The organism is Allobosea sp. (genome assembly GCF_036675845.1).
Taxonomy (GTDB): domain Bacteria; phylum Pseudomonadota; class Alphaproteobacteria; order Rhizobiales; family Beijerinckiaceae; genus Allobosea.
The window spans coordinates 1-16341 of the sequence record NZ_JAKFED010000153.1; the positions used below are offsets into that span (position 1 = coordinate 1).

Here is a 16341-nt window from a genome sequence, read left to right on the forward strand (position 1 = left end):
GCGTTGAGGAAGCGCCGGGCGCTTTCGCGCGCCGCCTCATAGGCCTCGGTCGAGGCGTTGGCGAGGTAGTGCAGGCCGCGATGGACATTGGCGTAGTCCTCGCGCATCAGCCGGCTCATCGCCTCGATAACGGCTTCCGGCTTCTGCGCCGAGGCGGCGTTGTCGAGATAGACCAGCGGCTTGCCGTAGACCTCGCGCGACAGGATCGCGAAATCCTTGCGGATCGCCTCGACGTCGTAGGGCTTCGCGATCGCGTTCATGCCTCAGCCCTTTCCAGGCTCGACCGGCCGGTCGGCGACGAGGATGCCGGCATGCCCCCAATCCTCGCGCTCGATCTCCTGGATCACGATATGGGTGTTCTGCGGGTTCTTGCCGAGCACGCGCACCAGGGTCTGGGTGAACTCCCTGACGATCTCGGCCTTCTGGGCATGGCTCGCGCCCTTGGTGATCTGCAGATTGACATAGGGCATCAGGCTGCCTCCCCCTTCGGTGCGGCTTCGCGCTGCGCCAGCCAGGCCTCGACCTCGCGCATCGCGATCTCGCGCACCGCCTCGTCGGTGACGAACTCGGCGACCTCGCCCGCGAAGGCGGCGAGCACCAGCGCCTCGGCCTGCGGCCGCGGCAGGCCGCGCGCCATCAGGTAGAAGAGCTGCTCGGCGTCCATCTGCGCGACCGTCGCGCCATGGCCGCAGACGACATCGTCGGCGAAGATCTCGAGCTCCGGCTTGTTGAACATGGTCGCGCCGTCGTTCAGCAGCAGCGCGTTGCTCTTCATGCTGCCATCGGTCTTCTGCGAATGCGGGCGGACGATGACCTTGCCCTGGAAGACGCCGGTGCCCTCGCCCTCGATGATGTTCTTGAACAGCTCGCGGCTCTCGCCATGCGCGGCGGCATGGTCCATCACCAGCGTCACGTCACAATGTTCCTGCTTGCGCAGCAGGTTGATGCCGCGCAGCGCCGCCCGGCTGTGCTCGCCGGCATAGCGCAGGAAGCTCTGCTGGCGCAGCACGCCGCAATTGGCCGCCAGCGCGAAGGAGGCGAAGCTGGCATGGGCCCCGATCTCGGCGAGCAGCGACTGGACCTGCACCGTCTCCGGCCGCTGCCGGGTGACCATGCGGACATGCTCGACCTCGGCGCCGTCGGCGATGTCGAAGGCGATGGCGTGGTTGATCTGCGCCGGCGCCGGCCCGACGCTCTCGTGCAGCTCGACCACGGTGACCTTCGCCCCCGCGCCGACCTTCACCAGCGAGCGCGAGACGATCGCCGCCTCGCTTTGGCCGGTAGCCAGCGAGAGCAGCACGATCGGCTGCTGGAGCTCGGTTCCCGGCGCGATCTCGAGCACGACGCCGTCCCCGGCGAAAGCGGCGTTGAGCATCAGCGCGCTGTCGTCACGCGCGATCTCGGGCGCCACGAAGGCCGCCGCCATCTCGTCGGCTGCGTCGGTCAGCGCCTCGGCGAGGCTGCGCGCGCCGACCCCGGCGGGCAGGCCGGCCTGGTCGGAATCGGCCGGGCTGAAGACGCCGTCGATCAGCACGAACCGCGTGCCGCCGATGGTCTGCAGGGCCAGCCGGTCGGCGACGGCATGCGGCCGGACGGCGCGGCGCGGCGCCAGCGGCATCGCCTCGCGCAGCAGCGAGCGCAGATCGGTATAGCGCCAGGATTCGAGCCGGCGATGCGGCAGGCCCTTGGCCTCGAAGCCGGCGAAGGCATCCTCGCGCAGCTTGCGCATCGCGCCGGCGCCCGGCAGCTCGGCCTTCGCATTGGCGAACTGCTGGGCGAGCTGCTGCTCGGCTACGGTCTTGAGCGGGGTGATGATCGCCATTACGCGGCCTCGGAATAAGCAGCGTAGCCGTTCTTCTCGAGTTCGAGCGCCAGCTCCTTGCCGCCACTCTTCACGATCCGCCCCTTCGACATCACGTGCACCGTGTCGGGCACGATATGGTCGAGCAGGCGCTGATAATGGGTGATGACCAGGAAGCCGCGGTTCTTGGCGCGCAGCGCATTGACGCCGTCCGCGACGATGCGCAGCGCGTCGATGTCGAGGCCGGAATCGGTCTCGTCGAGGATGCACATGGACGGCGAAAGCAGCGCCATCTGCAGGATCTCCATGCGCTTCTTCTCGCCGCCCGAGAAGCCGACATTGAGCGGCCGGCGCAGCATGTCGCGGGCGATGCCGAGGCTGTCGGCCGCCGCGTTGACGCGCTTGATGAATTCCGGGGTCAGCAGCTCGGCCTCGCCGCGTGCCTTGCGCTGCGCGTTCATCGCCGCCTTCAGGAAGGTCATGGTGGCGACGCCCGGAATTTCCAGCGGATACTGGAAGGCGAGGAAGATGCCGGCGGCGGCGCGGGCATCGGCCTCCATCTCCAGCAGGTTCTCGCCATCGAGCAGGATCTCGCCGTCGAGGACCTCATAATCCTCCTTGCCGGCGATGACATAGGACAGCGTCGACTTGCCGGAGCCGTTCGGCCCCATGATCGCGGCGACCTCGCCGGCGTTCACGGTGAGGCTCAACCCGTTGAGGATCTGGGTGTCCTCGTCGGCGATCTTGACGGTCAGGTTGCGAATTTCGAGCATGTTTCAGAGTTCCATTCTGCTGGAGATGATCGGGTCAGGCCCGACCATGACGCACCCGGTTCTGGCGTCATGCCCGGGCTCGACCCGGGCATCTCGGAAACGATCGGGCGTCAGCCCACGGAGCCTTCAAGGGAGATGGTGATCAGTTTCTGCGCCTCGACGGCGAACTCCATCGGGAGCTGCTGCAGCACCTCCTTGACGAAGCCGTTGACGATCAGCGCCACCGCCTCCTCCTCGGAGAGCCCGCGCTGCAGGCAGTAGAACATCTGGTCCTCGCCGATCTTCGAGGTCGTCGCCTCATGCTCGAAGATCGCGGACGCGGTCTTGGCCTCGATATAGGGGATCGTATGCGCGCCGCACTGGTCGCCGATCAGCAGCGAGTCGCAATTGGTGAAGTTGCGCGCGTTCGTCGCCTTGCGGTGGGCCGAGACCATGCCGCGATAGGTCGAGTCCGACTTTCCGGCCGCGATGCCCTTGGCGATGATCTTCGAGGTGGTGTTCTTGCCGAGATGCAGCATCTTGGTGCCGCTATCGACCTGCTGCGCCCCGTTCGACACCGCGATCGAGTAGAACTCGCCGCGCGAGCCGTCGCCGCGCAGGATGCAGGAGGGGTACTTCCAGGTGATCGCCGAGCCGGTCTCGACCTGCGTCCACGAGATCTTCGAGCGCTTGCCGCGGCAATCGCCGCGCTTGGTGACGAAGTTGTAGATGCCGCCCTTGCCCTCGGCATCGCCGGGGAACCAGTTCTGCACCGTCGAGTACTTGATCTCGGCATCGTCGAGCGCGATCAGCTCCACCACCGCCGCATGGAGCTGGTTCTCGTCGCGCTTGGGCGCCGTGCAGCCTTCGAGATAGCTGACATAGGAGCCTTCCTCGGCGATGATCAGCGTCCGCTCGAACTGGCCGGTATTCTGCTCGTTGATGCGGAAATAGGTCGACAGCTCCATCGGGCAGCGCACGCCCTTGGGGATGTAGACGAAGGAGCCGTCGGTGAAGACGGCGCAGTTCAGCGTCGCGAAATAGTTGTCGGTCACCGGCACCACGGTGGCGAGGTACTTCTTCACCAGCTCCGGATGCTCCTGGATCGCCTCGGAGATCGAGCAGAAGATCACGCCGGCCTCGGCCAGCTCCTTCTTGAAGGTGGTGACGACCGAAACCGAATCGAACACGGCATCGACCGCGACCCGGTTCTCCGGCGCGACGCCGGCCAGGACCTCCTGCTCGCGCAGCGGGATGCCGAGCTTCTTGTAGGTCTCCAGGATCGCCGGATCGACCTCGTCGAGCGATTTCGGCTGCGCGCCGGTCTTCGGCGCGGCGTAGTAGTAGATGTCCTGGTAGTCGATCGGCGGGTACTGCACGCGCGACCAGGCCGGCTCGGTCATGGTCTTCCAGCGCCGGAAGGCGTCGAGCCGCCATTCCAGCATCCATTCCGGCTCGTTCTTGCGGGCCGAGATGTAGCGGACCGTGTCCTCGGTCAGCCCCTTGGCCGGCTTGTCGACTTCGAGCTCCGTGACGAAGCCGTACTTGTACTCGGTCACATCGATCGACTTGACCTGATCGATGGTCTCCTGAACCGCTGCCATATCTACTCTCCTGTCGCGGGTTCAAGGCCCGCCGGTCTGGTCTTCGTCTTGTTCGGTCTTCATCCTGCCGGAAGGGGCTCAGGCCGCCGCCTGCACCTGCCGGTTCGGGTTTGCGGCCACCGCCTTCGCATAGGCCGCCAGAAATCGCTCGATATCCGCCCCGGAGGTGGTCCATCCGAGCGAGGCGCGCAAGGCCCCCGCGCTCATGGCGGGGTCGACGCCCATGGCGGCGAGCACATGCGAGCGCTTGACCTTGCCCGAGGAACAGGCCGAGCCCGAGGACAAGGCCATGCCGGCAAGATCGAGCATGATCAAAGCCGTCTCGGCCTTGATGCCGGGCGTCGCGAAGGCGCTGGTATTGGGCAGACGCGGCGCCTTGCCGCCGAACACGACCGTGTCCGGCACCAGCGCCGCAAGGCCTGCTTCCAGCGCGGCGCGCAGGGAGGCAAGCCGGACGGCCTCGCCGGCGAGCGCGGCGCCCGCCTCGGCGGCGGCAACGCCGAAGCCGACGATGCCCGGCACGTTCTCGGTGCCGGCGCGCCAGCCGCGCTCCTGCCCGCCGCCGCGCATCGGCTTCTCAGTGAGTTCGAGCGCCCCGGTGCGAAAGACGATGGCCCCGACGCCCTTGGGGCCGCCGAGCTTATGCGCCGACAGCGTCAGAACATCGACGCCGAGCGCATTGATATCGATGGCGATCTTGCCCGCGGCCTGGACGGCGTCGCTGTGCATCAGCGCACCATGGCGCCGGGCGATCGCCACAGCCTCGGCGATCGGCTGGATCACGCCGGTCTCGTTGTTGGCGAGGTGCAGCGAGACCAGTGCCCGTTCGCCCGGCCGCTCGCTGGCATGGCGGGCAAGCCGCGCCTCCAGCCAGCAAAGATCGGCGAGCCCTTCGCCATCGACGGGGATTTCTTCCGCCGCATCGGCCGCAAAGCGATGGCCGTCGCGCACGCAAGGGTGCTCGCTGGCGCCATGGAGCAGCAGCGTCACCGGTGCGCGCACGCAGTCGCGCCCGCCGCTGCAATCGCTCAGGCCCGGCGAGAGGATCGTCGCATTCGCCTCGGTGCCGCCGCTGGTGAAGACGACATTCGCCGCCTTCGCGCCGCACAGCGCCGCGACCTGCTCGCGCGCCGCCTCGACGGCGGCTCGCGCCGCCCGCCCCTCGCCATGCACGGAGGACGGATTGCCCGGCATCTGCAGGGCCCGCAGCATCGCCTCCGCCACCGCCGGGCGGACCGGCGTCGTGGCGTTGTGGTCGAGATAGCTGCGGTCGGTCGTGTTCACCTGCGCTATTGCTCCATGTCCTGGCGGGCCTTGCCCCGAGCGCGGCACGAAATGCTTGAAACTGCACCCCTGCGCCGTGCTATAGCCGCCCGTCCGAGCCGCGGCGACTGGAGCGGCAAGCGGTCATCCGCCTGCATGTTCCCGTCTTGTTCACGGCTGTTAGAACCATTCTAAGCGCCTGATGTAGGGCGCGAGCGGCGGGGCCGTCAAGGGTGAGCGCGCGCATCGGTGGCATTCCTGCCGCTTTTGCGCGACCGCCCGGGAGCCCTGCCCAGCAAAAGGCGAGACACGATGCCCGAGGTGATTTTCAACGGACCGGCCGGCCGGATCGAGGGCCGCTACCAGCCCGCCAAGAAGCGCGGTGCGCCGCTCGCCATCATCCTGCATCCGCACCCGCAATTCGGCGGGACGATGAACAACCAGATCGTCTACAACCTGTTCTACACCTTCGTGAACCGCGGCTTCTCGGCGCTGCGCTTCAACTTCCGCGGCGTCGGCCGCAGCCAGGGTCATTTCGACCATGGCGCCGGCGAGCTCTCGGATGCCGCCGCCGCGCTCGACTGGATGCAGGCGCTGAACCCGGAGGCCAAGAGCTGCTGGATCACCGGCGTCTCCTTCGGCGCCTGGATCGGCATGCAGCTCCTGATGCGCCGGCCGGAGATCGAGGGCTTCCTCTCGATCGCGGCGATGGCGAACCGCTACGACTTCTCGTTCCTCGCGCCCTGCCCCTCCTCCGGCCTGTTCGTGCATGGCTCCGAGGACCGCGTCGCGCCGGTCAAGGAGGTGATGGCGGTGATCGAGAAGGTGAAGACCCAGAAGGGCATCCAGATCGAGCACGTCGTGGTCGAGGGCGCCAACCACTTCTTCGACGGCCGCGTCGACCAGTTGATGGAGCAGGTCGGCGTCTATCTCGACCGCAAGGTCGGTCCGGAAATCCTCAAGAGCGAGCAGGAACAGGCCTGAGCCCAGAGCAGGCGGAGCGTCATCCCGGACAAGCGGCCGAAGGCCGCGCCGATCCGGGATCCATCGGAGGCCTCCGGCACTCTACGATGGATTCTAAGCGCTCCGCTCCGCTACGGCTGGAATGACGGCGCCCCTTGCCCGGGGGCGCCTCACCTAAGAATCGAGTCCCACCATGACCGCCTTCAAATCCGATTTCCTGCGCGTGCTCGACGAGCGCGGCTTCATCCACCAGATCTCCGATCCGGAGGGGCTGGACGCTCAGGCGGCCAAGGGACCGATCTCGGCCTATATCGGCTATGACGCGACGGCGACGAGCCTGCATGTCGGCCATCTGATGCAGATCATGATGCTGCACTGGATGCAGGAGACCGGCCACAAGCCGATCGCGCTGATGGGCGGCGGCACCACCATGGTCGGCGACCCTTCCTTCAAGGACGAGGCGCGCAAGCTGCTGACCCAGGAGACGATCGAGCAGAACCTTGCCGGCATCCGCTCGGTGTTCTCGAACTATCTCGACTTCTCCGGCCCGGCGACGATGCTGAACAATGCCGACTGGCTGCTCGGGCTGAACTATCTCGAATTCCTGCGCGATGTCGGCCGGCATTTCTCGGTCAACCGGATGCTGTCCTTCGACAGCGTCAAGACGCGGCTCGACCGCGAGCAGTCGCTATCCTTCCTCGAATTCAACTACATGATCCTGCAGGCCTACGACTTCGTCGAGCTCAACAAGCGCACCGGCTGCATCCTGCAGATGGGCGGCTCCGACCAGTGGGGCAACATCGTCAACGGCATCGATCTCGGCCATCGCATGTCCGATGTGCAGCTCTATGCGCTGACCTCGCCGCTGCTGACCACTGCCTCGGGCAACAAGATGGGCAAGACCGCCTCCGGCGCCGTCTGGCTCGACGCCAAGCTGCTGCCGGTCTTCGAGTTCTGGCAGTATTGGCGCAATACCGAGGATGCCGATGTCGGCCGCTTCCTCAAGCTGTTCACCAAGCTGCCCATGGCCGAGATCGCCCGCCTCGCCGCCCTTGGCGGCGCCGAGATCAATGAGGCCAAGAAGGTGCTGGCGACCGAGGTCACGGCGCTGCTGCACGGCCGGCCGGCGGCCGAGGCTGCGGCCGAGACCGCGCGCAAGACCTTCGAGGAAGGCGCGACCGCGCAGGACCTGCCGAGCGTCGAAATGCCGAAGGCCCAGTTCGAGGCCGGCCTCGGCGTGCTCAGCGCCTTCGTCAGCGCCGGGCTCGTGCCTTCGACCGGCGAGGCCCGGCGCCAGATCAAGGCCGGCGGTCTGCGCGTCAACGACCAGCTCGTGACCGACGAGCGCGCAAGCCTCGGTGCCTCGGACCTGTCGGAGGGCACGATCAAGCTCTCCTTCGGCAAGAAGAAGCACATCCTGCTGCGGCCGGTTTGAGGCATCCCAAGCCCCGGGCGCAGTTGTGGCCGGGGCGGAATCGAAATCTCAACGGCCCGAGCCAACCGCTTGCCGCCATTTCGCTTTCGGCTCTGGCCGATCGGCCATATTGTGTTCACTCGAAACCTCCCGTCATTCCGGCCGCAGCGAAGCGGAGCGCCGGAATCCATCGTAGAGCTCGACGCCCTTCGATGGATTCCGGAGCGACGCCGCTGACGCGGCTTGTCCGGAATGACGCAGTGGTCCGCGAAGAAGAGCGGATGCCGCGCGCCTTCGGCGAAACTCGTTTCGGTGCCCTCAGCGCTCGGGGGTGCCGGGGACAATCCCTTGCGGGCGCTGTTCCAGCGGCCCGCCGCCGAGCGGATCGACGAAGCGGCGCAGGATTCCCGGCGCGATCGCCGAAAGCGGGTTGACCGTCATGGTCGGCGCCGCCGCCGAGCCGGAGAGGCGGAAATTCACCGCGAAAAGCCCGCCATACTGGCCGCCGCCGAGGATCATCCCGACGACCGGCACCTGCGCGAAAGCGTTGTTGAGCGCATAGCCGGGCACGAAGGTCCCGCCGATATCGACGCGGTCGCGGCCATAGTCGATGCTGCCCTGCACGGTGAAACCGACCTGCTGGCCCCAGATCACGGCTTCGTTGATATCGATCCGGCTGGCGCTGCGGACGAACTCGGCCCGCAGCTTGGTGAAGGCGACCTCGCTGACGTTGATCCGCGGCGCCGGCGCGCCGGTCCGGTCGAGCGCGTTGGGCGCCGTTTGCGCCCCGACGACGCGGCGCAGCGCCGGCTCGTCGCGCACGGTGAAATTCCGCAAGAGGAGCTCGCCGGTCTGGCGGACATCGCCGCTGCCGAGCTGGAGGACGAGGTCGCCGCCATGGGCACGGCGGTAGAGATCGAAGAAGCGCAGCGTCGCGCCGCCATTCTCCGATTGCAGCACCATCGGTCCGGCGCCCTCGCCCTGCCGCTGCTGCTTGATCGAGAGATCGGCGCGCCCGATCCTGCCGGTAAAGCTCATCGAACGGATCGCACCGCCGCGCCGCGACAGCTTGAGCTGCGAGTTGCCGAGCGCCTCGTTGTTGAAGCCGGTCAGGATCGGCACTTCGAGGTCGAGATCGTAGTCGGGACCGGCCGCAGGCGCGCCTCGGGCGCCGCGGGCGGGCGCCGCCGGCGCGTTCAGGATATCGCGGATGAAGGGCCGGGCATCGAGCACGGCGCCGCGCACCGAGAGCCTGGTCAGCGCGCCGTCGCGCGTGATCTCGACCTTGCTCAGGTTGTCGCCGGGCGAGAGCTTGAGCTGCGACAGGCTGGCGCTCTCGAAGGCGTTCTGCTTGTTCAGCGAAACCCGGCCCTTCACCAGGATCGGGGCACTGTCGATCGTCAGGTCCTCCAGATCCGGCCCGTCGGCCTCCGCGACATAGGTGAAGATCGCCCGGCCTGCCCGGCCGGCCGGCTTGCTCAGCCCCGGGATCGAGCTGTCGATGGCGGCGCGCGTCAGGTCGACCTCGACGCGCGGCGGCGCTTCCGGCGTCTTGCCGAGCGTCTTGATGACCTTGACCTGGAGCGTTCCGGTGATGCCGGCCTCGGGGCCGATGCCGCGGCGCTGCCGGGCGGCGTTGTCGAGGGTCAGCGACACCGTCGCCTCGCCCTGGCCCTTGGCATTCTGGCGCAGCTCGATCGGCCCGCGATCGCCGCCGACGCGCCCCTCGCCCCGGATCACGAGCTGGCCGCGATCATAGGTCAAGGCGAGGTTGGCGCCGTCCAGCTTCTCATTGCCCAGCAGCGTGTCGGAGGCGACCCCCGTCAGAGTGCCGCTGCTCTGGATCGCCACATCGGCGAAGCGCAGATCGTCGACCAGCGGCAGCGTGATCACGTTCTTCAGCTCGCTCGTGCCGCGGATCGAGGCCGGGTCGATCTGCAGCGGCGAGAATTCCCGCAGCGCCGGAAAGCGGAACAAGGCGGCGAGCGCCTCCATCGAGCCGGTCGAGCGGAAGCCGATCCGGGCCGGCGCCCGGTCGCCCCAGCTGTCGAGCATCGAGAAGCTGCCTTCGTCCAGGGTGAGCTTCCTGCCATCGCCGAGCTCGGCCGTCGCCTGCGGGATGCTGAGCTGCACCGTCCGGCCGGTTATCGTGCCGGCAACCCTGGCATCGACGAGCATCGGCAGGCCGGGATCGGCAAGGAAGCGCACCTGCGAACTCTTGAGCACCACGGTGACGGCGTCGTCGTCCATGCCCTGGCCGCTCACCAGCCGGGCACGCGCCTCCGGCGAGACCGAAAGGTCGACGGTGATCTCCTCGATCCGTCCGCCGAGGACCTGCCTCGCCAGGGTGGAATGCAGATCCGGCGACGTCACCGCCGGCCAGACCGCCAGCGCCGCGCGCATGTCGGAATCGACCGCCCTGATCTTGAACTGCTGCGCATTGCTCTCGCCGACGCGGCGCGCCAGGCCGGAGCCCTCGGCATCGATCAGCGGCCCCTTGACCACGAGCTGCTCGATCCGGACTTCGCCGGCCGCCGGCTCGACCTCGAAGGACGAGCGCAGCTTGTCGACGATGACGGGCGCATCCTTGCCGACGCCGGCGATCTGCCCTGCGCCCTCGAAGGAAACCTTCCAGACCCCGCCTTCCTCGCGCGCCTGCCCGCGCCCCAGGAGCTTCGTCGCACCCGCCTGCAGTTCGGCGGCGGCGATCCGCACCGTCTTGAGCCCGTCATCGCTGTCGAAATCGAGCCGCGCGCCCTGGACCTCGACAGGTTCGAGCCCGGCGCTGTGCAGGTTGATCACGCCCGGCGCGACGTTCAGGCCGGCGGCGATCCTGCGGGCGCCATCGGGCGTCTGGGTCAGCGAGATCTTGCCGCTGAGCGCGAGCCCATCCAGCGCGACGGTCGTGTTGCCGAAGGCCAGCGCCACCGCCTCCGCCGGCTCGAAGCGGTGGATGTCGATGCTGGCGCTGCGCGTGCCGTCCGGGCTGCTCGACAGATCGATGGTCAGGTCCTTCCAGCGCGAGCCCGACCGCCCCCGCGCCACCAGCCGCGCCAGCCCGCCGCCGAGTCGCTCCAGCCTGATCTCGACATCCTCCATCCCCGCCTTCTGGCGCCCCGACGGGTCGATCAGGGTGACGCGCGCGCCGCCCATGCCGGCTTGCTCGAGCGAGCCGAGCAGGCCGTCGCCCTCGGCCAGCGCACCGATCGCGTTCATCACGCCGGTGAAGGCGTTCCAGTCGGCCGGGTCGCCGATCACAGGGGTGTTGGGCAGCGGCACCGCCTGGGTGCCCTGCTCCAGCAGCAGCGCGCCGTCCTGCCTGACGCCGAGGCGGATATTGACGCCGCGCAGATCGAGCGAGACGAGCTTGATCTCGCCGCGCAGCAGCGCGAACGCGTCATAGCCCAGCACCGCTTCCGGCGCCCGGAAGGAGGCGCCCCCGGAATGGCGGAACGAGACGTCCCGGACCCGCAGGCGCGAGCGACCATCGACGCGGTAGAGCTCGGCCTGTTCCGCCTCGACCTGCCAGTTCGGCCCCAGCCTTTCCTCGATCGCGGAGGAGATCCGGCCCTCCAGACCGGCAAGCGGGATGAAACCGCTGACCAGGAGGGCGACGCCCGCGAAGCTCAGCGTGATCATGGCGACGAGGACGGCGACGCCGATGGTGACGACACCCCGCCAGGCGCGCTTCGCCACCGCGGCGGTCTCGCAGGCCTCCGCTTGCGCCGGAGCGGGCGCCGCGAGTGCGGGCGCCGGGCTGTTGCTGTTGTCCTCGGTCAAGAAGGCTTCGCTTTTTGTCTTGCGGACGGAAGACCGGAAATCCGGCCCAGCGCCCTTCCGGCACAATGCGCGCGGCCGCCCGACTGGTACAGCTCGCGCCAGGGTAACCGATTCTCGGGCCGCATGTTCCTGCACTCTGGCCTAAGCCAGCTCGGCGCCCTATGGCTCGCCAGCCCATGCGGCGCGATCTCGACCAAAGGAAGGCAGACATGGCCCTGAACGAAGGCAACCTCGCCCCGGATTTCACCTTGCCCAAGGATGGCGGCGGCACCCTGACGCTGTCGGCGCTCAGGGGCCGGAAGGTCGCGCTCTACGCCTATCCCAAGGACGACACCCAGAGCTGCACCGCCGAGGCCACCGCCTTCAACGGCCTGCGCAAGGCTTTCGCCGCCGCCGGAACCCGGATCATCGGCGTCTCGCCCGATTCGATCGCCAGGCACGACCGCTTCAAGCAGAAATACGACCTCGCGATCGACCTGCTCGCCGACGAGAAGCGCGAGATGATCGAAGCCTATGGCCTCTGGGTCGAGAAGAGCATGTATGGCCGCAGCTATATGGGCGTCGAGCGCACCACCTTCCTGATCGACCCTGAAGGCAGGATCGCGCGGATCTGGCGCAAGGTGAAGGTGAAGGGCCATGCCGAAGAGGTGCTCCTCGCCGCCGAAAGCCTCTGAATTATCGGCGCGAGCAGGTATTCCGGCGGCACGATTTGCGATTGATTAACCCTAACGCGGTCTAATCGGATCATCGCAGCGTCACAGTCGGTATTGCGTATGACACTTCCCGATCTCGCGGATCAGCCGCGCGCGCCGGCACTGGCCGTGACCGGCATCCTCGCCCGCCGCAGCTTCGCCATCCGCCGCTCGACAGCGCTGCTCGGCCTGACTTTGCTCGGTCTGACCACGGCCTGGAGCGGCGCGACGACCTGGTACATCCTGCGCAAGGACGATCTCGCCGCCCGGCTGATCAACCGCGAGACCTCCCGGCAATATGCCTATGAGGACCGCATCGCCGCCCTGCGCGCCGATATCGACCGGCTTGCCAGCCGGGCCTTGCTCGACCAGGACGGCGTCGAGGCCCGCGTCGGCGAGATCGCCATGCGCCAGGCCGAGCTCGAATCGAAGCAGGCGCTGGTCAGCGCCGTCACCGAGACCCTGAAGGCGAGCGGCATCGGCATCACGCAGGCCGCCAAGGCTTCGCCCGGCCCGCGCCTGATCAAGCCCGAAGCGACGATCCGAGCCTCGGGCCTCAGCAGCTTTGCCCCGCTCGGCCCATCCAGGCCGATGCCGGCGCCCGACATGCCGGCCCTGCGCGGCGCCGAGGAGCGCAGCACCGCGCCCTGGCAATCGGGCGAGGCCGCGGAGCCGGTATCGCCGGCCCAGCGTGTCGCCGAAGCGTTGAAGCAGCTCGACCAGGCCATCGACAAGTCCGGCTCGGCCCAGCTCGGCACGCTGCGCAATATCGACCGCAGCCTCGGCGAAACCCAGAAGTCGCTGCGCTCGGCACTGTCCGAAACCGGGCTGAACACCGAGCGCCTGGCCGCAAGCGCGACGATCGCCAAGAGCGTCGGCGGCCCCTTCGTCCCGATCAAGGTCGACCCTGCCGCCGGCCCGTTCGAGGCGACGCTGCACAGCCTGCAGCCGCGCATCGCCGCGGTGTCCCGTCTGCGCGAGCTGGTCGGGCAGTTGCCGCTGCGCCGTCCGATCCCGGGCGAGATCGATATGAGCTCGAATTTCGGCTACCGCGTCGACCCGTTCACGCGCGGCCCCGCCATGCACACCGGCATGGACCTGCGCGCCGAGCCCGGCACGCCGATCCGCGCCACCGCGCCCGGCAAGGTCGTCACCGCCGAATACTCCGGCGGCTATGGCAACATGGTCGAGGTCGAGCACGCCGGCGGCCTCAGCACCCGCTATGCCCATATGTCGGCGATCCTGGTCTCGGTCGGCCAGAACGTCAGTTCCGGCACCCTGGTCGGCCGGGTCGGCTCGACCGGCCGTTCGACCGGCCCGCATCTCCACTACGAGACCCGGATCGAGGGCGACGCCATGGACCCCATCCGCTTCCTGCGCGCCGGCGACAAGCTCGCCGGGCAGCTCTGAAACGGCGCCCTCCGCCCACCGCCGTCATTTGCGAGCGAAGCGAAACAATCCAGACGTCTCGCTCTGCCGCTCCTGGTTTGCTTCGCTTTGCTCGCAATGACGGATCGAGCCTCGAGCAAACCCAACCGCGCGAATGTTCACGTCCGGAAGACTGATCCGATCAAGACTTCAGTCGGAGCCCCGCCCGCCCTCAGCGCAGCACGTCCGCGATCGCGGCGCCGGCCACGGCATGGCCGTATTCGTTCCAATGGGCGTCGGCGCGATATTCGAAGCGCTTGTGGTTCCTCGCCCAATCCGCGGCGAAGATCGGATGCAGGTCGAGGAACGGGATGCCGTGCCGGCCCGCCATCTCGGCGGCGATCCGGTTGAGGCGCAGGGCCTTGCTGTCGCGGCCGGCATAGATCGCCTCGCGCTCGCCATCCATGACGAGCTGGAGCCGGGCGCCGATCGCCTCCGCCCGCGCCTTCAGCCGGCCGAACAGGTAATCCGTGGCGACCCGGATATCGGCCTCTCGCGCCAGCACGCCGGCAACGTCGATATTGGCGGCGTAGCCGCCCTCGCCTGCCGCTTGTGCCGGTCCGAGGATCGCATCGATCAGCGCCTGCGGGCGCAGCTGCCAGCGATAGAGCAGGAAACGCGCCGTCGCGCTCTGGCGCAGGCTCTCGAACAGCCCCGGTTTCCAAGGCTCCGGCGCGACCTCGCCAGCGACGCGCCCGTCCTCGATCCGCAGCTTCAGGAAGCTCGACGTATAGCGCCCGGGCTTGAACACGAAGCTCTCGTCGAAATCATTATGGACCAGCAGCACGACGATGCGATCGGGCCGCCTGGCCTCGACCTCGCGCTCGACCATTTGCAGGTATTGGCTCAGCGGCGCGCCGGCGATGCCGAAGCGGTAGCCCTCGACCGTGCCCGCCGGCCCCAGGGCCGCAATCGCCTTTTCGGCGAAGCTCCTGTCGAACGGCACCTGCAGCGCCTCGACATAGCTGTCGCCGACGAAGGCGATGCGGGCGACGCCGGGCCGACGCTCGATCGGATAGTCCGGCAAGGGCGAGTTCCAGCCCTCCGCGTTGATATCGAACGGCGCGGCGATCTCGTCGCGCACGCGCCAGATGCCGCTCTGGCCCGGCTGGTAGCGCACCACGCCGTTGGTGAAGGCGTTGCGCGGCACGTCGCTGCCCGGCAGCACGAACCGGAACAGCACGAGCTCGCAAAACAGCAGGAAGAACAGGACGCTGCCGGCAGAGACCGCGAGATTGACAAGAATCTCGCGGCCGCGGAAGCGCTTCTTCCCGCTCAATCGATGTCCTCGACTTCGACCTCGGTGCCATAGACGCGCTGCGCCAGCGAGGCTTCCATGAACGGGTCGAGATCGCCGTCGAGCACGTCGGACGGTGCGGTCGAGCTGACGCCGGTGCGCAGGTCCTTCACCAACTGGTAGGGCTGCAGCACATAGGAGCGGATCTGGTGGCCCCAGCCGATATCGGTCTTGGAGGCCTGCTCGGCATTGGCCTTCTCTTCCCGCTTCTTCAGCTCGGCCTCGTAGAGCCGGGCGCGCAGCATGTCCCAGGCCTTGGCCCGGTTCTTGTGCTGCGAGCGCTCCTGCTGGCAGGCGGCCACGATGCCGGTCGGGATATGCGTGATGCGCACCGCCGAATCGGTGGTGTTGATGTGCTGGCCGCCGGCGCCCTGAGCCCGGTAGGTGTCGATCCGGCAATCGGATTCCTTGACGTCGATGACGATGCGGTCGTCGACGACCGGATAGACCCAGACCGATGCAAACGAGGTTTGCCGCCTTGCATTGGAATCAAACGGCGAGATCCGCACCAGCCGGTGCACGCCCGACTCGGTCTTCAGCCAGCCATAGGCGTTGTGGCCCTTGAACTGCAGCGTCGCCGATTTGATGCCGGCCTGGTCGCCATCCTGGTATTCCAGCATGTCGACCTTGAACTTGCGCCGCTCGCCCCAGCGCCGATACATGCGCAGCAGCATCTCGGCCCAGTCCTGGCTCTCGGTACCGCCCGCGCCGGGATGGATCTCGACATAGGTGTCGAGCATGTCGGCTTCGCCCGAAAGCAGGGTCTCGACCTGACGGCGCGCCGCCTCAACCTCGACCGCCTTGATCGCCGCCTCGCCCTCGGAAACGGTGGCCTCGTCCTCTTCCATCTCGCCGAGTTCGATCAGCGTCAGCGCGTCGTCGAGGTCGCGCTCCAGCTTGGCGATGCCGTTGATCTGGTCCTCGAGCGAGGTCCGCTCGCGCATCAGCTTCTGCGCGGTTTCGGCGTCGTTCCAGAAATCAGGGCCTTCGGAGAGCGCGTTCAGCTCGGCGAGACGTCTTTGCGCGACATCCCAGTCAAAGATGCCTCCTCAGCAGTCCGATCGACTGCTTGGCGTTGTCGAGTTGCGTCTGGATTTCTGGGCGCATGGTCTGTGGTCGGCTTCCGTTCAAGGCTTCCCGTTGAGGCGCTGGAATAGGGGTGAAAGGGGCGAGTGTAAATGGCGCGGGAACCCCTCTCCTGGGGAGAGGGGTAGGGGTGAGGCGTTCGGGAGGGAGAGCATTGGCCTGAACCCCGCCGCGCGGTCAGCGCTCGCGAAACTGGTCCGACGGCCTACACCTCACCCTGCCCTCTCACTGATCTCGGGCCTGCCCGAGATCAGCCTCGCA

13 protein-coding genes are annotated in these 16341 nt (G+C 67.8%); 4 read left to right on the plus strand and 9 right to left on the minus strand.

The genetic code is table 11. The features are described 5' to 3' along the window. The 6 genes from V6M56_RS17120 to V6M56_RS17145 all read right to left on the minus strand — a co-directional run. Window positions 1-260: aminotransferase class V-fold PLP-dependent enzyme (locus V6M56_RS17120; protein WP_332685365.1), on the minus strand; the 260-nt coding region annotated here is incomplete at its 3' end. Between the two features lie 3 nt (window positions 261-263). Further along, window positions 264-470: a tautomerase family protein gene (locus V6M56_RS17125; RefSeq protein WP_332685366.1), complete on the minus strand. Its 207-nt coding sequence runs from the start codon at window positions 468-470 to the stop codon at window positions 264-266. Further along, on the minus strand, window positions 470-1822 hold the full coding sequence (gene sufD / locus V6M56_RS17130; RefSeq protein WP_332685367.1) for a Fe-S cluster assembly protein SufD: 1353 nt from the start codon (window positions 1820-1822) through the stop codon (window positions 470-472). The genes V6M56_RS17125 and sufD overlap by 1 nt, the downstream gene beginning before the upstream one ends. Further along, entirely contained in the window at window positions 1822-2574 is a 753-nt protein-coding gene (sufC, locus tag V6M56_RS17135) for a Fe-S cluster assembly ATPase SufC (protein ID WP_332685368.1), read from the minus strand. The genes sufD and sufC overlap by 1 nt, the downstream gene beginning before the upstream one ends. Before the next feature lie 110 nt (window positions 2575-2684). Next, window positions 2685-4157: a Fe-S cluster assembly protein SufB gene (sufB, locus tag V6M56_RS17140; RefSeq protein WP_332685369.1), complete on the minus strand. Its 1473-nt coding sequence runs from the start codon at window positions 4155-4157 to the stop codon at window positions 2685-2687. A gap of 78 nt (window positions 4158-4235) precedes the next feature. Next, the gene (locus tag V6M56_RS17145; RefSeq protein ID WP_332685370.1) at window positions 4236-5441 is read right to left on the minus strand and encodes a cysteine desulfurase family protein; all 1206 of its coding nucleotides are present in this window, start codon (window positions 5439-5441) and stop codon (window positions 4236-4238) included. A 291-nt stretch (window positions 5442-5732) separates the two neighbouring features. Between V6M56_RS17145 and V6M56_RS17150 the strand changes: the two genes are divergently transcribed. Then, window positions 5733-6404, plus strand: a complete 672-nt coding sequence (locus V6M56_RS17150; RefSeq protein WP_332685371.1) for an alpha/beta hydrolase — start codon at window positions 5733-5735, stop codon at window positions 6402-6404. A 172-nt stretch (window positions 6405-6576) separates the two neighbouring features. Continuing rightward, complete coding sequence (gene tyrS / locus V6M56_RS17155; RefSeq protein ID WP_332685372.1) at window positions 6577-7818, plus strand: tyrosine--tRNA ligase; 1242 nt, start codon at window positions 6577-6579, stop codon at window positions 7816-7818. Between the two features lie 297 nt (window positions 7819-8115). Here tyrS and V6M56_RS17160 read toward each other — a convergent pair whose 3' ends face one another. Continuing rightward, window positions 8116-11577, minus strand: coding sequence for a hypothetical protein (locus V6M56_RS17160; RefSeq protein WP_332685373.1), 3462 nt, complete (start codon window positions 11575-11577; stop codon window positions 8116-8118). 209 nt (window positions 11578-11786) lie between these two features. On the opposite strand from V6M56_RS17160, the gene V6M56_RS17165 reads away from it, so the two are divergent. Next, a complete protein-coding gene (locus V6M56_RS17165) occupies window positions 11787-12251 on the plus strand; it encodes a peroxiredoxin (protein WP_332685374.1) in 465 nt (154 codons plus the stop codon). 99 nt (window positions 12252-12350) lie between these two features. Continuing rightward, complete coding sequence (locus tag V6M56_RS17170) at window positions 12351-13679, plus strand: M23 family metallopeptidase (protein ID WP_332685375.1); 1329 nt, start codon at window positions 12351-12353, stop codon at window positions 13677-13679. Between the two features lie 190 nt (window positions 13680-13869). On the opposite strand, the gene V6M56_RS17175 is transcribed toward V6M56_RS17170, so the two are convergent. Together V6M56_RS17175 and prfB are read right to left on the minus strand one after the other, a co-directional pair. Further along, window positions 13870-14976 carry an SGNH/GDSL hydrolase family protein gene (locus tag V6M56_RS17175; protein ID WP_332685376.1) on the minus strand — a complete coding sequence of 369 codons (1107 nt, stop codon included), beginning with the start codon at window positions 14974-14976 and terminating at the stop codon, window positions 13870-13872. Next, window positions 14973-16101 (minus strand): peptide chain release factor 2 gene (gene prfB, locus V6M56_RS17180; protein WP_332685377.1). Its coding sequence is split into 2 segments (ribosomal slippage): window positions 14973-16031 and window positions 16033-16101, totalling 1128 coding nucleotides; the frame shifts between segments, so codons are not numbered across the junction. Before prfB ends, V6M56_RS17175 begins: the two co-directional genes overlap by 4 nt. Between the last annotated feature and the right edge of the window lie 240 nt (window positions 16102-16341).

Bases quoted from the DNA above. Each gene is read 5' to 3' on its own strand.
- V6M56_RS17125 (WP_332685366.1), bottom strand. From the start codon at position 470: ATGCCCTATGTCAATCTGCAGATCACCAAGGGCGCGAGCCATGCCCAG.
- sufD (WP_332685367.1), bottom strand. From the start codon at position 1,822: ATGGCGATCATCACCCCGCTCAAGACCGTAGCCGAGCAGCAGCTCGCC.
- sufC (WP_332685368.1), bottom strand. From the start codon at position 2,574: ATGCTCGAAATTCGCAACCTGACCGTCAAGATCGCCGACGAGGACACC.
- sufB (WP_332685369.1), bottom strand. From the start codon at position 4,157: ATGGCAGCGGTTCAGGAGACCATCGATCAGGTCAAGTCGATCGATGTG.
- V6M56_RS17150 (WP_332685371.1), top strand. From the start codon at position 5,733: ATGCCCGAGGTGATTTTCAACGGACCGGCCGGCCGGATCGAGGGCCGC.
- tyrS (WP_332685372.1), top strand. From the start codon at position 6,577: ATGACCGCCTTCAAATCCGATTTCCTGCGCGTGCTCGACGAGCGCGGC.
- V6M56_RS17165 (WP_332685374.1), top strand. From the start codon at position 11,787: ATGGCCCTGAACGAAGGCAACCTCGCCCCGGATTTCACCTTGCCCAAG.
- V6M56_RS17170 (WP_332685375.1), top strand. From the start codon at position 12,351: ATGACACTTCCCGATCTCGCGGATCAGCCGCGCGCGCCGGCACTGGCC.